Origin of the sequence: Massilia consociata (genome assembly GCF_042432755.1) — a bacterium.
GTDB lineage: Bacteria > Pseudomonadota > Gammaproteobacteria > Burkholderiales > Burkholderiaceae_D > Telluria > Telluria consociata.
Window position 1 is genome coordinate 255397 of sequence record NZ_JBHLWP010000009.1, and the last position, 21120, is coordinate 276516.

A 21120-nucleotide genomic window follows, 5' to 3' on the forward strand; every position below is an offset into this window, starting at 1 on the left:
GCGACAGGTCCGCTTCACATCCGCAGGGCACGCCAGCCCATCACGAACCAGTCGGACGGCTGCAGTGTGGGGCGGCGCCCGAACACGTCGTAATCGGCCCGCTCGATCGCTTCCAGGATGCGCAGGCCGCCCTGCACGATCAGGCGCAGTTCCCAGCCGATGCGGCCCGGCAGCCTGTGTACCAGCGGCGCGCCGGCCAGCATCAGTGCGCGGGCGCGCTCGACCTCGAAGCGCATCAGGGCGCGCCAGGCCGGCGTGGCCGGGCCGGCGGCGAGGTCGGCTTCGGTCACGCCGTGGCGCTCCAGGTCTTCCTGCGGCAGGTAGATGCGGCCTTTGGCCAGGTCGATGGCGACGTCCTGCCAGAAATTGATGAGCTGCAGGGCGGTGCAGATCGCGTCCGAATCGCGCAGGTTGGGCTCGTCCACCGCCTCGTAGAGTTCCAGCATCAGGCGCCCGACGGGATTGGCGGACCTGCGGCAGTAGTCGAGCAGCGCGCTGTAGTCGGGGTAGCGGGTGGTGACCACGTCCTGGCTGAACGCCGAGAGCAGGTCGTGCATGGGACCGACCGGCAGCCGGAATTGCGCGACCACCCGGCCCAGGCGCGCGAACATCGGGTCGGCCGGCACCACGCCGCGCCCGATGCCGTCCAGTTGCTCGCCGTAGCGCGCCAGCGCCGCCAGGCGCTCGGCCGGCGCGGCGTCGCCCTCATCGGCGATGTCGTCGGCGCTGCGTGCGAAGGCGTAGATCGCCTCGACGGCCGGCGCCAGGCGCCGCGGCATCAGGATGGACGCAACGGGAAAGTTTTCGTAGTGCTCGACGGGCATATTCGACTAAGGACTCTAAAGCCAATTGTTTCACTGTTTCAATGATTATAATTGCTCGGTTACAAATGCCGCAGTATTCATCTTGAATAATGTCGCGCGCAGTTCATCGACAAAGGATCCAGCGTGCTTGCCTCCCCGTCTTTCCGTTCCACCCTGCTTGCGGCGCCGCTGCTCGCGGCCCTGCTCGCCGCCTGCGACAAACCCGCCCCGAAAACCGAAGACGTGCGCCCGGTCCGGGTGATCACGCTGGCCGCCGGCGACGGGAGCGAGCGCTTCGAATTCTCGGGCGATGTGCGGGCGCGCTATGAATCGCGCCTCGGCTTCCGGGTGGGCGGCAAGATCGTCGAGCGCCGGGTGGACGTGGGGGCCAGCGTGAAGGACGGCCAGGTCCTGATGCGCCTCGATCCGCAAGACCTGCGCCTGGCCGAGGCGCAGGCGCGCGCCACGCTGCGCGCGGCCGAGACCGAACGCGACCTGGCCCAGGCCGATTTCAAGCGCCACCAGAACCTGCGCGCGCAGAACTTCGTCAGCCAGGCGGTGCTCGACGCCAAGCAGGCTGCCCTGCGCGCCGCCCAGGCCAACGTGGACGCCGCCCGTGCGGGCTTGCGCGGCCAGTCGAACCAGGCCGGCTACGCCAACCTGGCGTCGGATGCCGACGGCGTCGTGACGGCCATCGACGCCGAAGTCGGCCAGGTGGTCGCGGCCGGCGCCCCGGTCGTGCGCGTGGCGCGCACCGACGAAAAGGAAGTGGTCATCGGCATTCCCGAAGACCGCGTCGAGCAACTGCGCCAGGCCAGCGACGTCAGGGTACGCCTGTGGGCCCACCGCGACGAAGCCATTCCCGGCCGGATCCGCGAAGTTTCTCCCGTGGCCGACCCGGCGACCCGGACCTACATGGTCAAGGTAGCCATCCCGGCGCGCCCGGATATCCGCCTCGGCATGACCGCCACCGTGGACATGGCGGCGGCGGCCGAGGCCGGTGCCGCCGGCCTGCGCGTACCGCTCAGCGCCCTGGTGCAGGACAAGGGCGCAACCAGCGTCTGGGTGGTCGAGAACCGCGCGGTGCAGCTGCGCCGCGTGCAAGTGGCGGGCCAGTCGGGCAACGACATCGTCCTGTCCGCAGGCGTGCAGCCGGGCCAGACGGTGGTGACGGCCGGCGTGCACCTGCTCAAGCCGGGCCAGAAGGTGCGCATCCTGACGGCCGACATCGCGCGCCGCGGCGACACCGAAGCGGCCGCGGTCGGCGCCGGCACGGCCGCCGGCAACGACGGCGGCACGGAGGGTAGCGCTGCAAGCAGCACCGGGGGCGACCCTGCCGGGGGGCGCCGATGAGGGGCTTCAACCTGTCGCGCTGGGCGCTGGAACATATCCCGCTCACGCGCTACCTGATCGCCGCGCTGCTCATCTTCGGCATCCTGAGCTACCAGCAGCTGGGCCAGGACGAGGATCCGCCGTTCACCTTCCGCGCCATGGTCGTCAGCGCCGTGTGGCCGGGCGCCACGGCCGTGCAGATGGCCGAACAGGTGACCGACCCGCTCGAGCGCACGCTGCAGGAGACGCCCTACGTCGACCGCATCCGCAGCTTCTCCAAGCCGGGCGAGACCACCATCATCATCGAGCTGCGCGAATCGACGCCGCCCGCCGAGACCATGCCGGCCTGGTACCAGGTGCGCAAGAAAATCGGCGACATGGCCGCCACCCTGCCGCAGGGAGTGGTCGGACCCTTCTTCAACGACGAGTTCGGCGACACCTACGGCTCCATCTTCGCGCTCTCGGGCGACGGCTTCACCCATGCCGAGATGCGCGACTACGCCGATTTCGTGCGCCAGCAACTGCTGAAGGTGCCGCTGGTGGCGAAAGTCGAGCAGTTCGGCGTCCAGGACGAGAAGATCTACATCGAGTTCTCCAGCAAGAAGTTTGCCCAGCTCGGCGTGCCCTTCGAACAGATCGTCAACCAGATCGCGACCCAGAACCAGGTCGAGGCCAGCGGCGTGCTGGTCACGCCCACCGACTACCTGCAGGTGCGCGTCACCGGCGCCCTGAAGACCACCCAGCTGCTGGAAAACCTGCAGCTGCGGGCCAACGGCACCACCTTCCGCCTGGGCGACTTCGCCACCGTGAAGCGCGGCTACCAGGACCCGCCCCGGGACAAGATGCGCTACAACGGCAAGGAAGTGATCGGCCTGGGCGTGTCGATGGAGAAGGGCGGGAACATCATCAAGCTGGGCGAGGGGCTCGCTGCGACGGTGGCAGCGATCCGCGCCCAGCTGCCGGTCGGGATCGAGCTCGAACGCGTGGCCGACCAGCCGCAGGCGGTCACGGCTTCGGTCGACGAGTTCGTCAAGGTGCTGGTCGAGGCGGTGATCATCGTGCTCGCCGTGTCCTTCATTGCGCTGGGCCTGCATACCAAGCCGAAGCTGCGCATCGACGTGCGCCCCGGCCTGGTGGTGGCCCTGACCATTCCGCTGGTGCTGGCGATCACCTTCCTCTTCATGCGCCTGCTCGACATCTCGCTGCACAAGATCTCGCTTGGCGCCCTGATCATCGCGCTCGGCCTGCTGGTGGACGACGCCATCATCGCGGTGGAGATGATGGTGCGGAAAATGGAAGAGGGCCTGTCGCGCTTCGAGGCGGCGACCTTTGCCTACACCTCGACCGCGATGCCGATGCTGACCGGCACCCTGATCACCGCGGCGGGCTTCCTGCCGATCGGCCTGGCCAAGTCGACCGCCGGCGAGTACACCTTCACCATGTTCTCGGTAAATGCGCTGGCCCTCCTGGTATCGTGGGTGGCGGCGGTGGTGTTCACGCCGTACATCGGCTACATCCTGCTGCGCGTGAAGCCGCACGGCCAGGGCGAATCCTCGCACGACGTGTTCGACAGCCCGGGGTACGAGCGCTTTCGCCGCCTGGTGAACCGCTGCGTGGAATGGCGCAAGACGACGATCGCGCTGAGCCTGGGCGTGTTCGCGCTCGGCGTGTTCGGCTTTAACTTCATCGAGAAGCAGTTCTTCCCCGATTCCAGCCGCCCCGAGCTGATGGTGGAGATGTGGTCGCCCGAAGGCACGAGCTTCGCGGCCAACGAGGCGGTCGTGAGGCGCTTCGAGGCATTCCTGGGGCAGCAGGAGGGCGTGGAGAGCGTGACCAGCTACGTCGGCACCGGCAGCCCGCGCTTCTACCTGCCGCTGGACCAGATCTTCCCGCAGTCGAACGTGTCGCAGCTGGTGGTGCTGCCCGTGGACGCCGAGGCGAGGGAGCGCCTGCGCTTGAGGATAGAGGAAGCCTTCCGCAACGACTTCCCCGAGGTGCGCGGGCGTGTGAAACTGCTGCCGAACGGCCCGCCGGTGGCCTATCCGGTGCAGTTCCAGGTGCTGGGGCCGGACATCGGGATCGTGCGAACGCTGGCCGACGAGGTCAAGGAAACCATGCGCGCGAACCCGAACACGGTGGGCGTGAACGACAACTGGAACGAGGCGGTGAAGGTCTTGCGCCTGGACCTCGACCAGGACAAGCTGCGCGCCCTGGGCGTGACCTCGCAGACGGTGCGGCGCGTCATCAATACCACCCTGAGCGGCACGCCGGTCGGGCAGTTCCGCGAAACCAACCGGCTGATCGACATCGTGGTACGCCAGCCTGTCGAGGAGCGTTCGACCATCACGCGCCTGTCGGAAGCGCTGGTGCCGACGAGCGGCGGCGGGGCCGTGCCGGTCGGGCAGGTGGCGCGCGTGCACTTTGCGTGGGAGCCCGGCGTGGTGTGGCGCGAAGGCCGCGAGTGGGCCATCATGGTGCAGTCCGACGTGGTCGAAGGTATCCAGGGGCCGACCGTCACCGCCCAGGTGGACGAGAAACTGGCCGCCATCCGCGCCAGGCTGCCGGCCGGCTACCGCGTGACGGTGGAAGGGGCCGCGGCGGACAGTTCGGAGGCGGAAGCATCGATCATGGCCAACGTGCCGCTGGTGCTGTTCATCGTGTTCACGTTGCTGATGCTGCAGCTGCACAGCTTCTCGCGCTCGCTGCTGGTGTTCCTCACCGGCCCGTTGGGCATTGCCGGTGCGGCAATGGCATTGCTGGTCTTCGACCGCCCGTTCGGCTTCGTGGCCAACCTCGGCGTGATCGCGCTGTTCGGCATGATCATCCGTAATTCCGTCATCCTGGTCGACCAGATCGAGCAGGACATCGCCGGCGGGGCCGAGCCCTGGGATGCGATCGTCGAAGCGGCGGTGCGGCGCTGCCGTCCGATCCTGCTGACGGCTGCGGCGGCGGCACTGGCGATGATTCCGCTGTCGCGCTCGGTGTTCTGGGGACCGATGGCGGTGGCGATCATGGGCGGGCTGCTGGTGGCGACGGCCTTGACGCTGCTGTTCCTGCCGGCCTTGTACGCGGCCTGGTTCCGTGTCAGGAAACCGGCCGGGACGGCGGGCGCCTGAGCGCGCGCTTGCGCCTTGCCCTGGCCCCGCGACGGGGGGATACTCCGTTTCGTTGTCTAAGAGCAACATATTCGGCATTGGAGGGCTTGGCGGGCTGCTTCAAATTGAACTGCAGGCAAGGCGGTGCTACGCTGCTCGCAGCGAGAAGCGGCGATCCTGACGCCGCACGCGTGCATTGAGCGAGACCGTTTTGCATATTTCACAGTACCAGGCCGGCGGGGCGGGCCAGAACGACCATGCGTCCGCGCTGCCGGAGCTGCCCGAACTGCGCCAGCTGCAGGCCAGGCTGGCGGCCGGCGCCGGCCTGGCGCTGCGCCTGGGGGCGGCAACCGGGCTCGCGTTGTGCGAGCGTATCGGCGAACTGCTGCACGAGACGACGCGCTTCGACCACAGCTTCGTGGGCGTGCGCGCGGCTGGGCTTCCCCAGGTGTGCGGCTATCGCAGCCGTGCCAGGGTCCCGTTCGCGCCCGAGCGGCTGGCGGATGTCGCCGGGCTGCTGCTGGAGGGACTGCGTCCGGGGACGATCGCCACGCATGCGGTGGCGGGGACGCGTTTCGTCGCTGTCGCGCTGTCTGCCGACGGGGCCGGCGTGCTGGGTGCGCTGTGTTTCACGCTGGCCGATGGGGCCGCGGTCGACGCCGCGGCGCTGGTGCAACTGGCGGAGCTGGGGGCGCTGCGCCTGGCGGGAACGCACATCGGGCACGCGGGCCCGCGCGGCGCCGACGAAGCCGCGCGCAACAGCGCCGCCACTAACGAACTCGGCTTGCTGCGGACCCTCGTCGACAACATGCCCGACCATATCTATGCCAAGGATCGCAACGGCCGCTTCATTTTCGGCAACCGGGCGGCCGCGGTCGGCATCCTCGGCCGCGACGATGTGCCGGCACTGATCGGGAAGTCCGACCTGGATTTCTTTCCGCTCGCCTGCGGCCAGCGCTTCTTCACGGACGAGCAGGCGATCATCCGCACCGGCCAGCCGATCATCGACCAGGTCGAGGAAAACGTGACCAGGGACGGCCCCTTGCGGTATTTCTCGACGACCAAGTTTCCTTTCCACGACGAACACGGGGAGGTTGCCGGGATCGTCGGGATCTCGCGCGACATCACGGCGCGCGTCGGCGCCGACGAGGTTGCCCGGATCCGTGACCGCGCAGTCGAGTCGAGCCAGGACGGCATCCTCATTACCTGTGCTGCAGACCAGGACTTTCCGGTCATCTATACCAATCCCGCCTTCGAAGGCTTGACCGGGTTCGCAGCGGCGGAAGCGAAGCGTTGCAGTATCGAGCGTTTCCTGTGCGGGCGCGTGGATGACGGTGCCGACGCGCAGCGCACGCAGGCGGGGCAATCCGCAGGCGCGGGGGAAGCCGGGGAGCGCTTGGGCCGCGGCGCCTTGATCGCCCGCCACGGCCAGCAGCGCGTGCTGCGCCTGGCGCGCAAGGACGGTTCCCAGTTCTGGTGCGAGGTGCGCCTTGCCACCATCTGCGCGCCCGACGGCAGCGCGTCGCACCATGTATTCACCTTCGTGGACGTCACCGCGGCCCACCAGGCCGAGGAAGAACTCATCCACCTGGCAGGCTTCGATGCGTTGACCGGCCTTCCCAACCGCCGGACGCTGATGGAGCGCCTTGGCCGCGAAGTACGCGCCGGCGCGGCCGGCAAGGCCGGGCTGGCCGTGGCGTTCATCGACCTGGATGGGCTGAAGCGCCTGAACGACGAACACGGCCACGAAGCGGGCGACCTGCTGTTGCGCACCGTTGCCGAGCGCATTTCGCGCTGCATCCGCCAGACCGACATGATCGCGCGCCTCGGCGGCGACGAGTTCGTGCTCGTCTCGCTGCATGGCAGCGGCGCCGGCTGCGATCCGCGCGGGGTGATGGAATTCCTGCGCAAGGTGAGGGACGGGATCGCCCAGCCGCTGGCCGTGGCCGGGATGACGGTGGTGCCGACCTGCAGCATCGGCATCAGCGTCTTCGGCAGGCACGGCCACGACGCCGAGACGCTGCTGCGGCGCGCGGATGCGGCGATGTACGCCGCCAAGCGATCCGGCCCGGGCCGCATCGTGTTCGCGGACGATGTCTGAACCGGGGCTGGCGGCGGCCGGATGGCATGCGCGCCCGCCGTTCTCCTCGGTCAATATGGATGAGAAACCGGATGCGGATACCGATGAGATGCCCCTGACTCATACGGATGAGCTGTACGCACCCGCACGCCTAGCAAAAAACGCCCAATAGTGACAGAAAATCCAGTAAAATAATTGTTTGAAGTTGTAGCCCCTAAACAGAGGAGTGCAGGGCGGCCGGTTTCACTGTCGGGCGCCCTTTGTTTTTGCGGCAAAAATGCATCCTGCGCGAGGATGGCGAAATTGGTAGACGCACCAGGTTTAGGTCCTGACGCCAGCAATGGTGTGGGGGTTCGAGTCCCCCTCCTCGCACCACGAATAATTATTTTTTTGGACGATTTTTACAATGGCAACTGCAGTCGAAACCCTGGGTAAACTCGAGCGTCGCTTGACGATCACTTTTCCGGTAGCTGACGTCCGTACGGAGGTCGAAAAGCGCCTCAAGAAGCAGGCCAAGACGGCAAAGGCCCCGGGCTTCCGCCCCGGCAAGGTGCCGCTCAAGATGGTCGCGGCGCAATACGGCTACCAGATCGAGTCGGACGTGCTGAACGACAAGGTCGGCCGCGCGTTCAACGAAGCAGCCAACGAGAACCAGCTGCGCGTTGCCGGCTTCCCGAAAATCGAACCGAAACAAGACGCACCGGAAGGCATGCTCGCCTTCGACGCGACCTTCGAAGTCTATCCGGACGTCGTGATCGGCGACCTGGCCAATGTCGAGGTCGAGACCGTCGCCGCCGACGTGACCGATGCCGAGATCGACAAGACCATCGACATCCTGCGCAAGCAGCGCGTGCACTACCACACCAAGGGTGAAGAAGGCGAACACGGCACCGGCGGCGAAGCCGTTGCCGCCAACGGCGACCGCGTGACCGTGGACTTCGTCGGCAAGATCGACGGCGAAGAATTCGCCGGCGGCAAGGCCGAGAACTACGCGTTCGTGCTGGGCGAAGGCCGCATGCTGCCGGAATTCGAAGCCGCCACCGTCGGCCTGAAAGTCGGCGAAAGCAAAACCTTCCCGCTGGCTTTCCCGGAGGATTACCACGGCAAGGATGTGGCCGGCAAGACTGCCGAGTTCACCATCACCCTGAACAAGCTCGAGTGGGCGCACATGCCGGAAGTCGACGCCGAGTTCGCCAAGTCGCTGGGCATCGAAGACGGTTCGATCGAGAAGATGCGCGCCGACATCAAGACCAACCTGGAGCGTGAAGTCACCGCCCGCATCAAGGCCCGCAACAAGGAAGCCGTGATGGACGCGCTGGTCAAGGCCACCGACATCGACGTGCCGAAGGCCATGATCCAGCAGGATTCGGAGCGCCTGGCCGAGATGACCCGCCAGGACATGATGCAGCGCGGCATGGACGTCAAGAGCATGCCGTTCCCGGCCGAGATGTTCGCCGACAAGGCCGAGCGCCGCGTGCGCCTGGGCCTGATCCTGTCGCAACTGGTGTCGGACAACAACCTGCAGGCAACCCAGGAACAGGTCAAGAGCCAGATCGAAGACTTCTCGCAAAGCTACGAAGACCCGAAGGAAGTCCTGAAGTACTACTACAGCGACCGTCGCCGCCTGGCCGAAGTGGAAGCGCTTGTATTGGAAGAAAACGTCGTTAACTATGTCCTCGGCAAGGCGAAGGTCAGCACCAAGACCATCGCTTTCGATGAACTGATGGGTGGCAACCCACAGGGTTAAGGAATTTCTAGCCCGAAAGGGTGCAGTGTGGTTCAATCGTAGGGTGGTCGGCTCTGCCGACCGCGCGTTCAAATCCCGGTGATGCTGCCCGCGCGGCTGTTCCATTGATGGATGTACGCGCGGCCGGCGAAGCCGGCCACCCTACGTGTCTGTGGAACTCACGCGCAACTGCTAGAATCGGTTTTCCTACCCCCTATTTACAAGGAACGAGACAGGTATGATTCGTAATCCGGCATTGGATACCCAAGCCCTCGGCCTCGTGCCGATGGTGGTCGAACAGAGTGGCCGCGGCGAGCGCGCCTATGACATCTACTCGCGCCTCCTGAAGGAGCGCGTGATCTTCCTGGTCGGTCCTGTCAACGACCAGATGGCCAACCTTATCGTGGCCCAGCTGCTGTTCCTGGAGAGCGAGAATCCGGACAAGGATATTTCGCTGTACATCAACTCGCCGGGCGGTTCCGTCTCGGCGGGCCTGGCGATCTTCGATACGATGAACTTCATCAAGCCGGACGTCTCCACCCTGTGCACCGGCCTGGCAGCCTCGATGGGCGCCTTCCTGCTGGCCGCCGGCGCCAAGGGCAAGCGCTTCTCGCTGCCGAACTCGCGTATCATGATCCACCAGCCCTCCGGCGGTTCGCAGGGCCAGGCGTCGGACATCGAGATCCAGGCCAAGGAAATCCTGTACCTGCGCGAGCGCCTGAACCGCATCCTGGCCGAGCGCACCGGCCAGTCGATGGAGCAGATCCACAAGGATACCGACCGCGACCGCTTCATGTCGGGCGAGGAAGCCGTGGAATATGGCCTGATCGACCGGGTTCTGACCAACCGCGCATAAATAGTCGACAATAAGCCGACAAGGTGTTGCCAAAAAACGCCCGGGCGAATGTACGTTCGGGCGTTTCGTTTTTATTTGCGGTAGCATGTTCGTGTGCGCACTTGTTGCGTGCTCGTATTAGCGTTATATTCAAGCAACTCAATAGATAACCTGCCCCATGTCTGACAAAAAATCCTCCAGCGGCGAAAAACTTCTGTACTGCTCGTTCTGCGGAAAGAGCCAGCACGAAGTCAAGAAGCTGATCGCGGGACCGTCGGTGTTCATTTGCGATGAATGCATCGATCTGTGCAACGACATCATCCGCGACGAGACCTCGAACGTCGAAGCGGTGGCGGGCGCCAAGTCCGATCTGCCGACTCCGCACGAAATCACCGAACTGCTCGACCAGTACGTGATCGGCCAGCAGACGGCCAAGCGCATCCTGTCAGTGGCGGTGTACAACCATTACAAGCGCCTGAAGCACCTGGGCAAGAAGGACGACGTTGAACTGGCCAAGAGCAACATCCTGCTCGTGGGCCCGACCGGTTCCGGCAAGACCCTGCTGGCCCAGACCCTGGCGCGCATGCTCAACGTCCCGTTCGTGATCGCCGACGCGACCACGCTGACCGAAGCCGGCTATGTCGGCGAGGACGTCGAGAACATCATCCAGAAGCTCTTGCAAAGCTGCAACTACGAAGTCGAGAAGGCCCAGCGCGGCATCGTCTACATCGATGAGATCGACAAGATCTCGCGCAAGTCCGACAACCCGTCGATCACGCGCGACGTATCGGGCGAGGGCGTGCAGCAGGCGCTGCTCAAGCTGATCGAGGGAACGATGGCTTCCGTGCCTCCGCAGGGCGGCCGCAAGCATCCAAACCAGGACTTCGTCCAGATCGACACGACCAACATCATGTTCATCTGCGGCGGCGCCTTCGACGGGCTGGCCAAGATCATCCAGAACCGTTCGGAAAAGAGCGGCATCGGCTTCGCGGCGACGGTCAAGAGCCAGACCCAGCGCGCGGCCAGCGAGATCATGATGGATGCCGAGCCGGAAGACCTGATCAAGTTCGGCCTGATCCCGGAGCTGGTTGGCCGCCTGCCGGTGGTCGCCACGCTCAACGAGTTGACCGAGGAAGCGCTGATCCAGATCCTGGTCGAGCCGAAGAACGCCTTGATCAAACAGTACTCGAAGCTGCTTGAAATGGAAGGCGCCGAACTCGAAATACGGCCTGCGGCCATGCACGCGATCGCGCGCAAGGCACTGGCGCGCAAGACCGGCGCCCGTGGCCTGCGTTCGATCCTCGAGCATGCATTGTTGGATGTCATGTACGAACTGCCAAGCCAGCAGAACGTCGTGAAAGTCGTTATCGATGAGAATACGATCACGAACGGCGCAAAACCTTTGCTGATCTACAGCGAAACGCCGAAAGCGTCTGGGGAAAATTAAAAAAGCCCTGCACACTTGCAACAAAAGTCTTGCCGTACGGATTCTTGAAGGTACAATCGACTTCAATAAAAGACGCAGGCTTCAACCGAAAAGCCACTCGCGGCCCAGCCGCGTGGTGGCTTTTTCTTTTGAAATGCCGAATTTTATTGGAACGGCTATATTTTCGATATATTGATATTCTTTTACTGGTAGAAAATATTTTCGCAGTGGCCTTGAGATTTACGCTGCGAATGCCCAAGTTCAGCAACACGCTTTTATAAGGTACGCCATGACAACTTCGAAATTAACCGAGCAAACGACGCTGCCCCTCTTGCCGTTGCGCGACGTGGTCGTGTTCCCGCATATGGTGATACCTCTGTTCGTCGGCCGTCCGAAATCCATCAAGGCCCTCGAAGCCGCGATGGAGCAGGGCAAGAGCATCATGCTGGCCGCGCAAAAGGCTGCCGCCAAGGACGAACCATCCGCCGCAGACATCTACGAGATCGGCTGCGTGGCCAATATTCTGCAAATGCTGAAGCTGCCCGACGGTACCGTGAAGGTGCTGGTCGAGGGCGCCCAGCGCGCGCGCATCGACCACATCACCGATGGCGCGACCCACTTCACCGCCGAACTGACCCCGGTCGAATCGGAAATCGGCGACGATTCCGAAGTCGAGGCCATGCGCCGCGCCATCGTCCAGCAGTTCGACCAGTACGTCAAACTCAACAAGAAGATCCCGCCGGAGATCCTGGCTTCGCTGGCAGGCATCGACGATGCCGGCCGCCTGGCCGACACCGTCGCCGCCCACCTGCCGCTCAAGCTCGAGCAGAAGCAGGTCATCCTGGAGATCTTCAACGTCGCCAAGCGCCTCGAGCACCTGCTCGGCCAGCTGGAAGGCGAACTCGACATCCTGCAGGTCGAAAAGCGCATCCGCGGTCGCGTCAAGCGCCAGATGGAAAAGTCGCAGCGCGAGTACTACCTGAACGAACAGGTCAAGGCCATCCAGAAGGAACTGGGCGAAGGCGAAGACGGCGCCGACATCGAGGAGCTCGAGAAGAAGGTGATCGCCGCCAAGATGCCGAAAGAGGCGCTGGAAAAGGCGCAGGGCGAGATCAAGAAGCTCAAGATGATGTCGCCGATGTCGGCCGAAGCCACCGTCGTGCGCAACTACATCGACACCCTGGTCGGCCTGCCGTGGAAGAAGAAGTCGAAGGTGACCATCGACCTCGAGAAGGCCCAGCAGGTGCTGGAGTCGGATCACTACGGCCTCGACAAGATCAAGGAACGCATCCTCGAGTACCTCGCGGTGCAGCAGCGCGTCGACAAGCTGAAGGCGCCGATCCTGTGCTTCGTCGGTCCTCCGGGCGTCGGCAAGACCTCGCTGGGCGAATCGATCGCCCGCGCGACCAACCGCAAGTACGTGCGCATGGCGCTGGGCGGCGTGCGCGACGAAGCGGAGATCCGCGGCCACCGCCGTACCTACATCGGCTCGATGCCGGGCAAGGTGCTGCAATCGCTGTCGAAAGTCGGCGTGCGCAACCCGCTGTTCCTGCTCGACGAGATCGACAAGATGGGCGCGGACTTCCGCGGCGACCCGTCGTCGGCCCTGCTCGAGGTGCTGGACCCGGCCCAGAACCACACGTTCTCGGACCACTACGTCGAAGTCGACTTCGACCTGTCGGACGTGATGTTCGTCGCGACCTCGAATTCGTTCAACATCCCGCCGGCGCTGCTCGACCGGATGGAAGTGATCCGCCTGTCGGGTTACACCGAGGACGAGAAGACCAGCATCGCGCAGCGTTACCTGCTGCCGAAGCAGGTCAAGAACAACGGCCTGAAGGACGAGGAGATCAAGGTCGAGGAGTCCGCGATCCGCGACATCATCCGCTACTACACGCGTGAGGCGGGCGTGCGTTCGCTGGAACGCGAAATCTCGAAGATCTGCCGCAAGGTCGTCAAGATGCTGCTGCTGAAGAAGTCGGAGAAGCGCGTCATCGTGAACGGCAAGAACCTGGACAAGTTCCTGGGTGTGCGCCGCTACGACTTCGGCGTGGCCGAGAAGGAAAACCAGATCGGCCAGGTGGTCGGCCTGGCGTGGACCGAAGTGGGCGGCGACCTGCTCACCATCGAGGCCGTCAACGTGCCGGGCAAGGGCGCGGTCATCCGCACCGGTACCCTGGGCGACGTGATGAAGGAATCGATCGAGGCGGCCCGCACCGTGGTGCGTTCGCGCGCGCAGCGCCTGGGTATCAAGGCCGAGGTGTTCGAAAAGACCGACATCCACATCCACGTGCCGGAAGGTGCGACGCCGAAGGATGGTCCGTCGGCCGGTATCGGCATGACCACGGCGCTGGTCTCGGCATTCACCGGCATCCCGGTGCGTGCGGACGTCGCGATGACGGGCGAAATCACCCTGCGCGGCGAAGTGCTGCCGATCGGCGGCCTGAAGGAGAAGCTGCTGGCGGCGCACCGCGGCGGCATCAAGACGGTCCTGATCCCCGAGCAGAACGTGAAGGACCTGGCCGACATTCCGGACAACGTCAAGAACAAGCTCGAGATCGTGCCGGTGCGCTGGATCGAGAAGGTGCTCGAGGTTGCGCTGGAACGCCAGCCGGAAGCCCTGGCGGCCGACGTGCCGGCCACGGTGGCGGTCACCCCGGCGGCGGCCGAAGGCTCGACCGACGTGGTCAAGCATTGACCGGCTGATGGTTGGACGATGAGACAGGCGCCTGCGGGCGCCTGTTTTTTTGCGCAACCGGCTCACGCATGGGGCAAACGGAGGGCACCCTCCACGTTCCTTGCTTGACAGACCAATGTTGCCCTTGTTTAATACGCGCTTGCACTTTTGCAAGTAGACGCCGCGGCGTCCAACGAATAAACGAGGGTTAGAGTGAACAAGACAGAACTGATCGAAGAAATCGCGAAGTCCGCGGACATTACCAAGGCCTCGGCCACGCGCGCGCTCGACGCGATGATCGAAGCAGTGACCGAAAGCCTGAAGAAGAACGACAGCGTCACGCTGGTCGGCTTCGGGACCTTCACCGTGGGCGAGCGCGCTGCACGCACCGGCCGCGATCCGCGCACCAAGGAACCGATCAAGATTAAGGCTGCGAAGGTTCCGAAATTTAAGGCTGGTAAAGCGCTGAAAGATGCTGTAAACTAATGCCTTCTCTGCAGTGACATGCAGAGAAGGCAGTACCCGGAAAGGTAGCAGTTCGGATGGCGGGCCTCTCGCGATCCAGTCTTCCGGGTAAGCGCTGAGTTGTTTTTTGTTGGAGCGGTAGTTCAGTTGGTTAGAATACCGGCCTGTCACGCCGGGGGTCGCGGGTTCGAGCCCCGTCCGCTCCGCCAACATCCACCTCACAATCTGGAGCGGTAGTTCAGTTGGTTAGAATACCGGCCTGTCACGCCGGGGGTCGCGGGTTCGAGCCCCGTCCGCTCCGCCAGAATTCAGTAAGATCCGGGACCTGTTCAAGGCGTCCGGAAAGCGAGAAGAGGCGAACGCGAGTTCGCCTTTTTTTTTAACCTGTGCTGTTAAAGCATTCTCAACCTTGAATCGCTGACCATGTTTGAATTTATTCGGAACCACAAGCGCTGGATGTACGGGATTCTGCTGCTCTTGGTTATTCCTTCGTTCGTGCTTCTCGGGGTAGAGGGCTACCAGGGGAATGACGCCACGTCGAGCGTGGCAACCGTGGCCGGCCAGAAGGTCACCCAGCAGGATTGGGAAGAAGCCCAGCGCCGCCAGATCGACCAGGCCCGCCAGATGATGGGCCCGCAGTTCGACCAGAAGATGTTCGAGACGCCTGAAGCCAAGCAGGCCATCCTGAACAACCTGGTGGCGGAACGCGCCATCGATGCGGAAGTCGCGCGCAGCAACATGACCGTGGGCGACGCCACCCTGGCCCGGACCATCAACGACATCCAGCAATTCCGCAAGCCGGACGGCAGCTTCGACATGGAGCAGTACAAGGCGGCGCTCGCCGCGCAGGGCATGACCCCGGCGATGTTCGACCAGCGCCTGCGCCGCGACCTGACGGTGCAACAGCTGTCCGGCTCGATCCAGGCGACCGCGTTCGCACCGCGTTCGGTGTCGGCGCGCCTGTCGGACATCAACGACCAGGAACGCGAAGTCCAGGAACTGGTGTTCCCGCTGGCGCAGTTCCTGCCGCAGGTAAAGGTGACCGACGCGATGGTCAAGGCCTATTACGACAAGAACGGCGCCCTGTTTACCATCCCGGAACAGGTGAAGGCCGAATACGTCGTGCTCGACGCCGATGCCGTCGCCAGCCAGGTGCAGGTGACCGATGCCGAGATCACCGATTATTACAACAAGAACCTCAAGAGCTACACCACGCCGGAACAGCGCACCGCGAGCCACATCCTGATCACGCTGGCGCGCGACGCCAAGCCGGCCGAGCAGGCGGCCGCCAAGGCCAAGGCCGAAGCCGTGCTGCTCGACGTGCGCAAGAACCCGGCCAACTTCGCCGAGATCGCCAAGACGCAGTCGCAGGATCCGGGCTCGGCGCAAGCCGGCGGCGACCTGGGCGTGGTGGAGAAGGGCGCGTTCGTCAAGCCGGTCGAAGACGCGATCTACGCGCTCAAGGAAGGCGAGACGAGCGGCCTGGTGCAGTCGGAATTCGGTTACCACATCATCAAGGTCACCTCGGTCAAGCCGGCCGCGCAGCAGCCGCTGGACGCCGCGAAGGAAGACATTGCTGCCGACCTGAAGAAGCAGAAGATGTCGAAGAAGTATTCGGAAATGGCCGAGATCTTCAGCAACATGGTGTATGAGCAGTCGGAAAGCCTGAAGCCGGTAGCCGACAAGCTGGGCCTGAAGATCGAGACCGTGGACGCGCTGACCCGCAAGCCGAATCCGCAGCTGGCCCAGGCGCCGTTCAGCAACGAGAAGTTCCTCGCGGCGATCTTCGGCGTGGATGCCGTCAAGAACAAGCGCAACACCGAAGCCATCGAGGTGTCGCCGAGCGTGCTGATCTCGGGCCGCGTGGCCGAGTTCAGGCCGGCCGCCAAGCGTCCGCTGGCTGAAGTCGAGGCGCAGATCCGCCAGCGCGTCACGCTGGAGGAAGCCGCGCGCCTGGCGCGCGAGGCAGGCGAGCAGAAGCTGGCCGCCGCCAGGGCTTCGGGCGATGCCGCCGGCTTTGGCGCACCGACTGTTGTCTCGCGCACCACCGAGCCCAGTATCGCCACCCCCGGCGCCATCGCGGTACTGAAGGCGGACGTGACCAAGCTGCCGGCCTACGTGGGCGTGGAGTTGCCGGGCCAGGGCTACGGCGTCTACCGCATCGGCAAGGTATCGCAGCCGGCCCAGCCGGACGCGGATCGCCGCAAGCAGGAAGCGCAGCAGATCTCAAGCCTGGTCGGCCAGTCCGAGATGTACAACTACGTCGAGGCGCTGAAGGCCAAGGCCAAGGCCAAGATCAATGTGCAGCCGTCCCAGCTGGGTGTACGCAACGACGCCGAGTAAAGTGATCGGTGCGCCTTCGGGCGCGACAAAAAGCCCGGCTGCGCGAGCAGGCCGGGCTTTTTTGTTTTCTGGCGGGAGATGCCGCGCGTGTTCTCGGCGTCGAGTCGGCGGTTCGCGTAGGGTGGGCGGCTCCATGTCGTCCCATGCGCAGCCTGCACCCTCCGCGCCGCCCACGCGTTCAAATCCCCTTTGAAAGGACGCAGCGGATATTCAGCGGCTGGTTGAACGCCACGAATGCGGACAAACCTGTTCAAGCCGCGTGCAGCTTGCGCGCCACCCCTTCGAAGTCCTGCGGACCGATATCTCGCAGTTCCACCACCTGCGCCTTCGGAAACTGCACGAAGTTGCGGTCGATCGAGCGCAGGTAGGCCGGATCGTAATGCTCCTCCAGCAGCTGCGCCACCAGCTCCGGCATCGCGCCGCCGTTGGCCATTGCGTGCCAGGCGTCGATCTTGGCGCGCCCGTGCAATTGCACCAGGTGTTCGAGCTGGCCATTGAGCGCATCGGGATTGGCGCAGAAGTGCTCGTAGTCTTCCATCAGGAGCCGCACGCGGTTCTCGCGTGACAGCGACAACGAGATGCAGGGGGAGGCGCGCATGCGCTCCATCACCGCGTCCGGCACCCGCAGGTTGCCGACCTTCTTGCTCTCGGATTCCACGAAGACCGGCCTGGACGGATCGAAGTGGCGCAGCTTGTCCCAGATCAGGCTTTCGAACATCTTCTGGGTCGGCTGCGGCTCGTCCGGCAGGTGGCCCAGCACCGAGCCGCGGTGCGCCGCGAGCTTCTCGAGGTCGAGCACCTGCGCGCCGAGGCCGTCGAGCGTTTCCAGCAGGCGGCTCTTGCCGCTGCCGGTGGTGCCGCACACCACGCGCAAGTCCAGTGCCGGCGGGTTTTCCAGCGCGCCGGCGACGTGCGCCCGGTAGGCCTTGTAGCCGCCGTCGAGCTGTACCACCGGCCAGCCGATCTTGGCCAGGATGTGCGCCATCGAGCCGCTGCGGTTGCCGCCGCGCCAGCAGTAGACCAGCGGCTTCCAGTCGCGCGGCTTGTCCGCCCACAGCGCCTCGATGTGGCGCGCGATGTTCGCGGCCACCAGCGGCGCGCCGACCTTCTTCGCTTCGAACGGGCCGACCTGCTTGTACAGGGTGCCCACGCGGATGCGCTGTGCGTCGTCCAGCACCGGGGCGTTGATGGCGCCCGGGAGGTGGTCGAGCGCGTACTCGGACTCGCTGCGGGCGTCGATGATGGTGTCGAACGTGTCGAGGTCGGGAAGGATGTCGGCGAAGCTCAGGACGGCAGGGTATTTCATTATTTCTTCACGAGTGGCGCCAGGTGCGGCCAGATGTTGTTCAGGATAAGGGGCTGGGCGGCAGCCGTCGGGTGCAGGCGGTCGGCCTGGAACAGCGCCGGCTTCTCGGCCACGCCTTCCAGCATGAACGGCACCAGCGGCGATTTGGTCTCTTGTGAAATCTTCTTGTACATGTTGAAGAAGTTCTCGGTGTAGGCGCGGCCGTAGTTCGGCGGCATGCGCATCCCGACGAGCAGCACGGTCGCGTTCTTTTTCTGCGCCATGTCGACCATTGCGCGCAGGTTGCCTTCCGCCGAGGCCACAGGCAGCCCGCGCAGGCCGTCGTTGGCGCCCAGTTCGAGGACGACGACGTCCGGGCGGTGCAGGTCGAGCAGGGCGGGCAGGCGTGTGCGCCCGCCGATGGTGGTCTCGCCGCTGATGCTGGCATTGACTACCGCGGCCGGGATCTTCTCGGCCTTGAGCTTGCGTTCGAGCAGCGGGACCCAGCCGGTGCCGCGTGTGATGCCGTATTCGGCCGACAGGCTGTCGCCCACCACAAGCACGGTTTTTGGTGCAGAATAGGCGCTCGCCGATGCGGCCAATGCCAGCGCCGCAACGACAGGCAACTTTGCAGACAACTTTTTAAGAATAGCTAGCATGCGTGATAACCCCGAGGTGTTCAAGAATGGTGCGGCAGACGATGCTGCAGGGATCGCAGGCCGCCCGCCTGCGATCCAGGTCAGCGGCTTGTCGAAGCGGGTAGCCGACGCCAGCGGCGAGCTCACCATCCTGCAAAACATCGATTTTACCGTGCAACCGGCCGAGACGCTCGCGCTCGTCGGTGCCTCCGGCTCGGGCAAATCGACGCTGCTCGGCCTGCTGGCCGGCCTCGATACGCCTTCGGAGGGCAAGGTCCTGCTCGACGGCACCGATATCTTTGCATTGGACGAAGACGGCCGCGCCGCGTTCCGTAAGGCCAAGCTGGGGTTCGTGTTCCAGTCTTTCCAGTTGCTCGCCCACCTGAATGCGCTGGAAAATGTCATGTTGCCGCTCGAGCTGCGGGGCGACCCGGACGCGCGCGCCAGGGCCGAGTCGATGCTGGGCCGGGTCGGCCTGTCGAGCCGGCTCAAGCATTATCCGAAATACCTTTCCGGCGGGGAGCAGCAGCGCGTCGCCCTGGCGCGTGCCTTCGTGACCGAGCCGCCGCTGCTGTTCGCGGACGAGCCGACCGGCAGCCTCGATGCGGCCACCGGCGAATCCGTGATCCAGCTGATGTTCGAGCTGAACCGCGAACGCGGCTCGACCCTGGTGCTGGTCACGCACGACCCGGCCATGGCGGCCCGCTGCGGCCGTACCATCACCATCTCCGCCGGCCGCCTGGTGTAATACCCGCGTACCCCGCGCGTATCCGCCTGCGGGCCAGCGTACGAAGCGCCTCAGCCCAGGCTCTCCTGCACCAGCATGTTCAGCACCGCCCGCGCCGCAGCGGGCAACTCACCCGCCGTCATGCCGACCGGCCCGATCCCGTGCGCCACCAGCAGGTCGGCGGCGGCCCCATGGATCCAGGCCGCGCCGATGGCCGCTTCCCACGCCGGCCAGCCCTGCGCCAGCAGCGTGCCGCAGATCCCCGCCAGCACGTCGCCGCTGCCCGCCGTCGCCAGGCCGGCGTTGCCGGTCGGGTTGATCACCACGGCGCCGTCCGGGCGCGCCATTACCGTGCCCGAGCCTTTGAGGAGCACCGTGGCCTGCGTGCGCACGGCCATCTCGCGCGCGGACGCCAGGCGGTCTGCCTGGACGACCCCCGCCGTCATCCCGAGCAGGCGCGCGCCTTCCAGCGGGTGCGGCGTGAGCACCGTCGGTGCGCGGCGCCCGGCCAGCCGCCCGAGCAGGTCGGGGCTTGCGCCGATCAGGTTGATGGCGTCGGCGTCGACCACGAGCGGGCTGTTGCCGTCGAGCGCCTTGGCAAGCAGGCGCATGGCGCCCGCCGAACCGCCCATGCCCGGGCCGATGACGAGTGTGCGCCCGTCCAGGTCGAGGTCGTCGGCGTTGCGGAACATCAGCTCGGGCTGGACGCTGTCGTAGCCGGGACCGGCGTCGAGCATCGCGACGAAGACCCGTCCCGCGCCCCCCAGGAGCGCCCCGCGTGCGGCCAGCACCGGGGCGCCCAGCATGCCGTGCGCGCCGCCGATCACCGCCACGTCGCCGTAGCTGCCCTTGTGCGTGTCGTGGCGCCGCGGCGCGAGGCAGCGCGCGAACAGTTCGGCCGAGCCCAGGCGTGCGCCCGCCGCCGGCAGGTGCTCGGGTCCCACCTCGAGCATCTCCACCCGCACCTGGCCCGCGTGGTCGCGGCCCGCGGCCGTGTGCAGGCCCGGCTTGTCCCCGAGGAAGGTGATGGTGTGCGTCGCGCGCACGGCGATGCCGTCGGGGCCGACCACGGCGCCGGTATCGGCATCGAGGCCGCTCGGCACATCCAGGGCCAGGATGGGGCAGCGCAGCGCCTCCAGCGCTGCCACCAGGTCGCGGTAATCGCCCTCCAGCGCGCCCTCCAGCGGGCGCGCGAGGCCGATCCCGAACAGGCCATCGACCACCAGGCCCCAGTCGCCGTCGGGCGGCAGCATGTCGATGAAGCCGACGGTGCCGTCGCGCGCGCGCTCGTGCGCGGTGGCGGTTTCTTCGGAAGCGTCCTGCCGGCCCGGCAGGTGCAGGACGGTGGCGTCGATGCCCGCGTCGGCCAGGTTGGCCGCCACCTCGAGCGCGTCGCCACCGTTGTTGCCGGGGCCGGCCAGCACCAGTACCGGCCGGCTGTTGCCCGGCGTGCGCTCGCCCAGCAGTTCCATGGCGAATCGCGCGGCGGCCCTGCCGGCGCGCTGCATCAGTGTCCCCGGGGGCAGGGTGGCATAGGCCGACTGTTCGATGGCGCGGATCTGCGCCACGGTATAGAGTGGATTGTCCATGTTCCGGATTGTCGTGCATTTTCGCCAAAGCTGCATTTTCGTCAAAGCGGCCGTGTGCAGCGCTTACAATAGTCCCGCATTCATTTTCCTTCACAGCAA

14 protein-coding genes and 3 tRNA genes are annotated in these 21120 nt (G+C 65.3%); 13 read left to right on the forward strand and 4 right to left on the reverse strand.

Annotated elements, in window-relative coordinates:
* Positions 1–14: 14 nt before the first annotated feature.
* Positions 15–824: a squalene synthase HpnC gene (gene hpnC / locus ACFFJK_RS08170; protein ID WP_379678687.1), complete on the reverse strand. Its 810-nt coding sequence runs from the start codon at positions 822–824 to the stop codon at positions 15–17.
* Between the two features lie 123 nt (positions 825–947).
* On the opposite strand from hpnC, the gene ACFFJK_RS08175 reads away from it, so the two are divergent.
* The 12 genes from ACFFJK_RS08175 (at position 948) to ACFFJK_RS08230 (ending at position 16782) form a co-directional block, all read left to right on the forward strand.
* Positions 948–2156, forward strand: coding sequence for an efflux RND transporter periplasmic adaptor subunit (locus ACFFJK_RS08175; RefSeq protein ID WP_379678688.1), 1209 nt, complete (start codon positions 948–950; stop codon positions 2154–2156).
* Positions 2153–5251: an efflux RND transporter permease subunit gene (locus tag ACFFJK_RS08180; RefSeq protein WP_379678689.1), complete on the forward strand. Its 3099-nt coding sequence runs from the start codon at positions 2153–2155 to the stop codon at positions 5249–5251. Before ACFFJK_RS08175 ends, ACFFJK_RS08180 begins: the two co-directional genes overlap by 4 nt.
* 175 nt (positions 5252–5426) lie before the next feature.
* Positions 5427–7331, forward strand: coding sequence for a diguanylate cyclase domain-containing protein (locus tag ACFFJK_RS08185; protein WP_379678690.1), 1905 nt, complete (start codon positions 5427–5429; stop codon positions 7329–7331).
* A 267-nt stretch (positions 7332–7598) separates the two neighbouring features.
* A tRNA-Leu gene (locus ACFFJK_RS08190) sits at positions 7599–7685 on the forward strand.
* A gap of 31 nt (positions 7686–7716) precedes the next feature.
* Complete coding sequence (gene tig / locus ACFFJK_RS08195) at positions 7717–9057, forward strand: trigger factor (RefSeq protein WP_379678691.1); 1341 nt, start codon at positions 7717–7719, stop codon at positions 9055–9057.
* 217 nt (positions 9058–9274) lie between these two features.
* Complete coding sequence (gene clpP, locus ACFFJK_RS08200; RefSeq protein ID WP_379678692.1) at positions 9275–9892, forward strand: ATP-dependent Clp endopeptidase proteolytic subunit ClpP; 618 nt, start codon at positions 9275–9277, stop codon at positions 9890–9892.
* Between the two features lie 157 nt (positions 9893–10049).
* Positions 10050–11318, forward strand: a complete 1269-nt coding sequence (gene clpX, locus ACFFJK_RS08205) for an ATP-dependent Clp protease ATP-binding subunit ClpX (protein ID WP_379678693.1) — start codon at positions 10050–10052, stop codon at positions 11316–11318.
* A 268-nt stretch (positions 11319–11586) separates the two neighbouring features.
* Entirely contained in the window at positions 11587–13995 is a 2409-nt protein-coding gene (gene lon / locus ACFFJK_RS08210; RefSeq protein ID WP_379678694.1) for an endopeptidase La, read from the forward strand.
* 192 nt (positions 13996–14187) lie between these two features.
* Positions 14188–14460 (forward strand): non-specific DNA-binding protein Hbs, encoded by a 273-nt coding sequence (gene hbs / locus ACFFJK_RS08215; RefSeq protein WP_005671138.1) that lies wholly within the window; start codon positions 14188–14190, stop codon positions 14458–14460.
* A gap of 111 nt (positions 14461–14571) precedes the next feature.
* Positions 14572–14648: transfer RNA gene (locus ACFFJK_RS08220), tRNA-Asp, on the forward strand.
* An 18-nt stretch (positions 14649–14666) separates the two neighbouring features.
* Positions 14667–14743: transfer RNA gene (locus tag ACFFJK_RS08225), tRNA-Asp, on the forward strand.
* Positions 14744–14862: 119 nt separating this feature from the next.
* Complete coding sequence (locus ACFFJK_RS08230; RefSeq protein WP_379678695.1) at positions 14863–16782, forward strand: SurA N-terminal domain-containing protein; 1920 nt, start codon at positions 14863–14865, stop codon at positions 16780–16782.
* Positions 16783–17032: 250 nt separating this feature from the next.
* Here the strand turns inward: ACFFJK_RS08230 and mnmH are convergent, their stop codons facing one another.
* Both mnmH and ACFFJK_RS08240 read right to left on the reverse strand, forming a co-directional pair.
* Complete coding sequence (mnmH, locus tag ACFFJK_RS08235; protein ID WP_379678696.1) at positions 17033–18088, reverse strand: tRNA 2-selenouridine(34) synthase MnmH; 1056 nt, start codon at positions 18086–18088, stop codon at positions 17033–17035.
* The gene (locus tag ACFFJK_RS08240; RefSeq protein WP_379678697.1) at positions 18088–18726 is read right to left on the reverse strand and encodes an arylesterase; all 639 of its coding nucleotides are present in this window, start codon (positions 18724–18726) and stop codon (positions 18088–18090) included. The genes mnmH and ACFFJK_RS08240 overlap by 1 nt, the downstream gene beginning before the upstream one ends.
* Between ACFFJK_RS08240 and ACFFJK_RS08245 the strand changes: the two genes are divergently transcribed.
* Positions 18725–19453: an ABC transporter ATP-binding protein gene (locus tag ACFFJK_RS08245; RefSeq protein ID WP_379678698.1), complete on the forward strand. Its 729-nt coding sequence runs from the start codon at positions 18725–18727 to the stop codon at positions 19451–19453. The genes ACFFJK_RS08240 and ACFFJK_RS08245 overlap by 2 nt on opposite strands.
* 50 nt (positions 19454–19503) lie before the next feature.
* Here the strand turns inward: ACFFJK_RS08245 and ACFFJK_RS08250 are convergent, their stop codons facing one another.
* Entirely contained in the window at positions 19504–21021 is a 1518-nt protein-coding gene (locus ACFFJK_RS08250; RefSeq protein WP_379678699.1) for an NAD(P)H-hydrate dehydratase, read from the reverse strand.
* Positions 21022–21120: the final 99 nt, after the last annotated feature.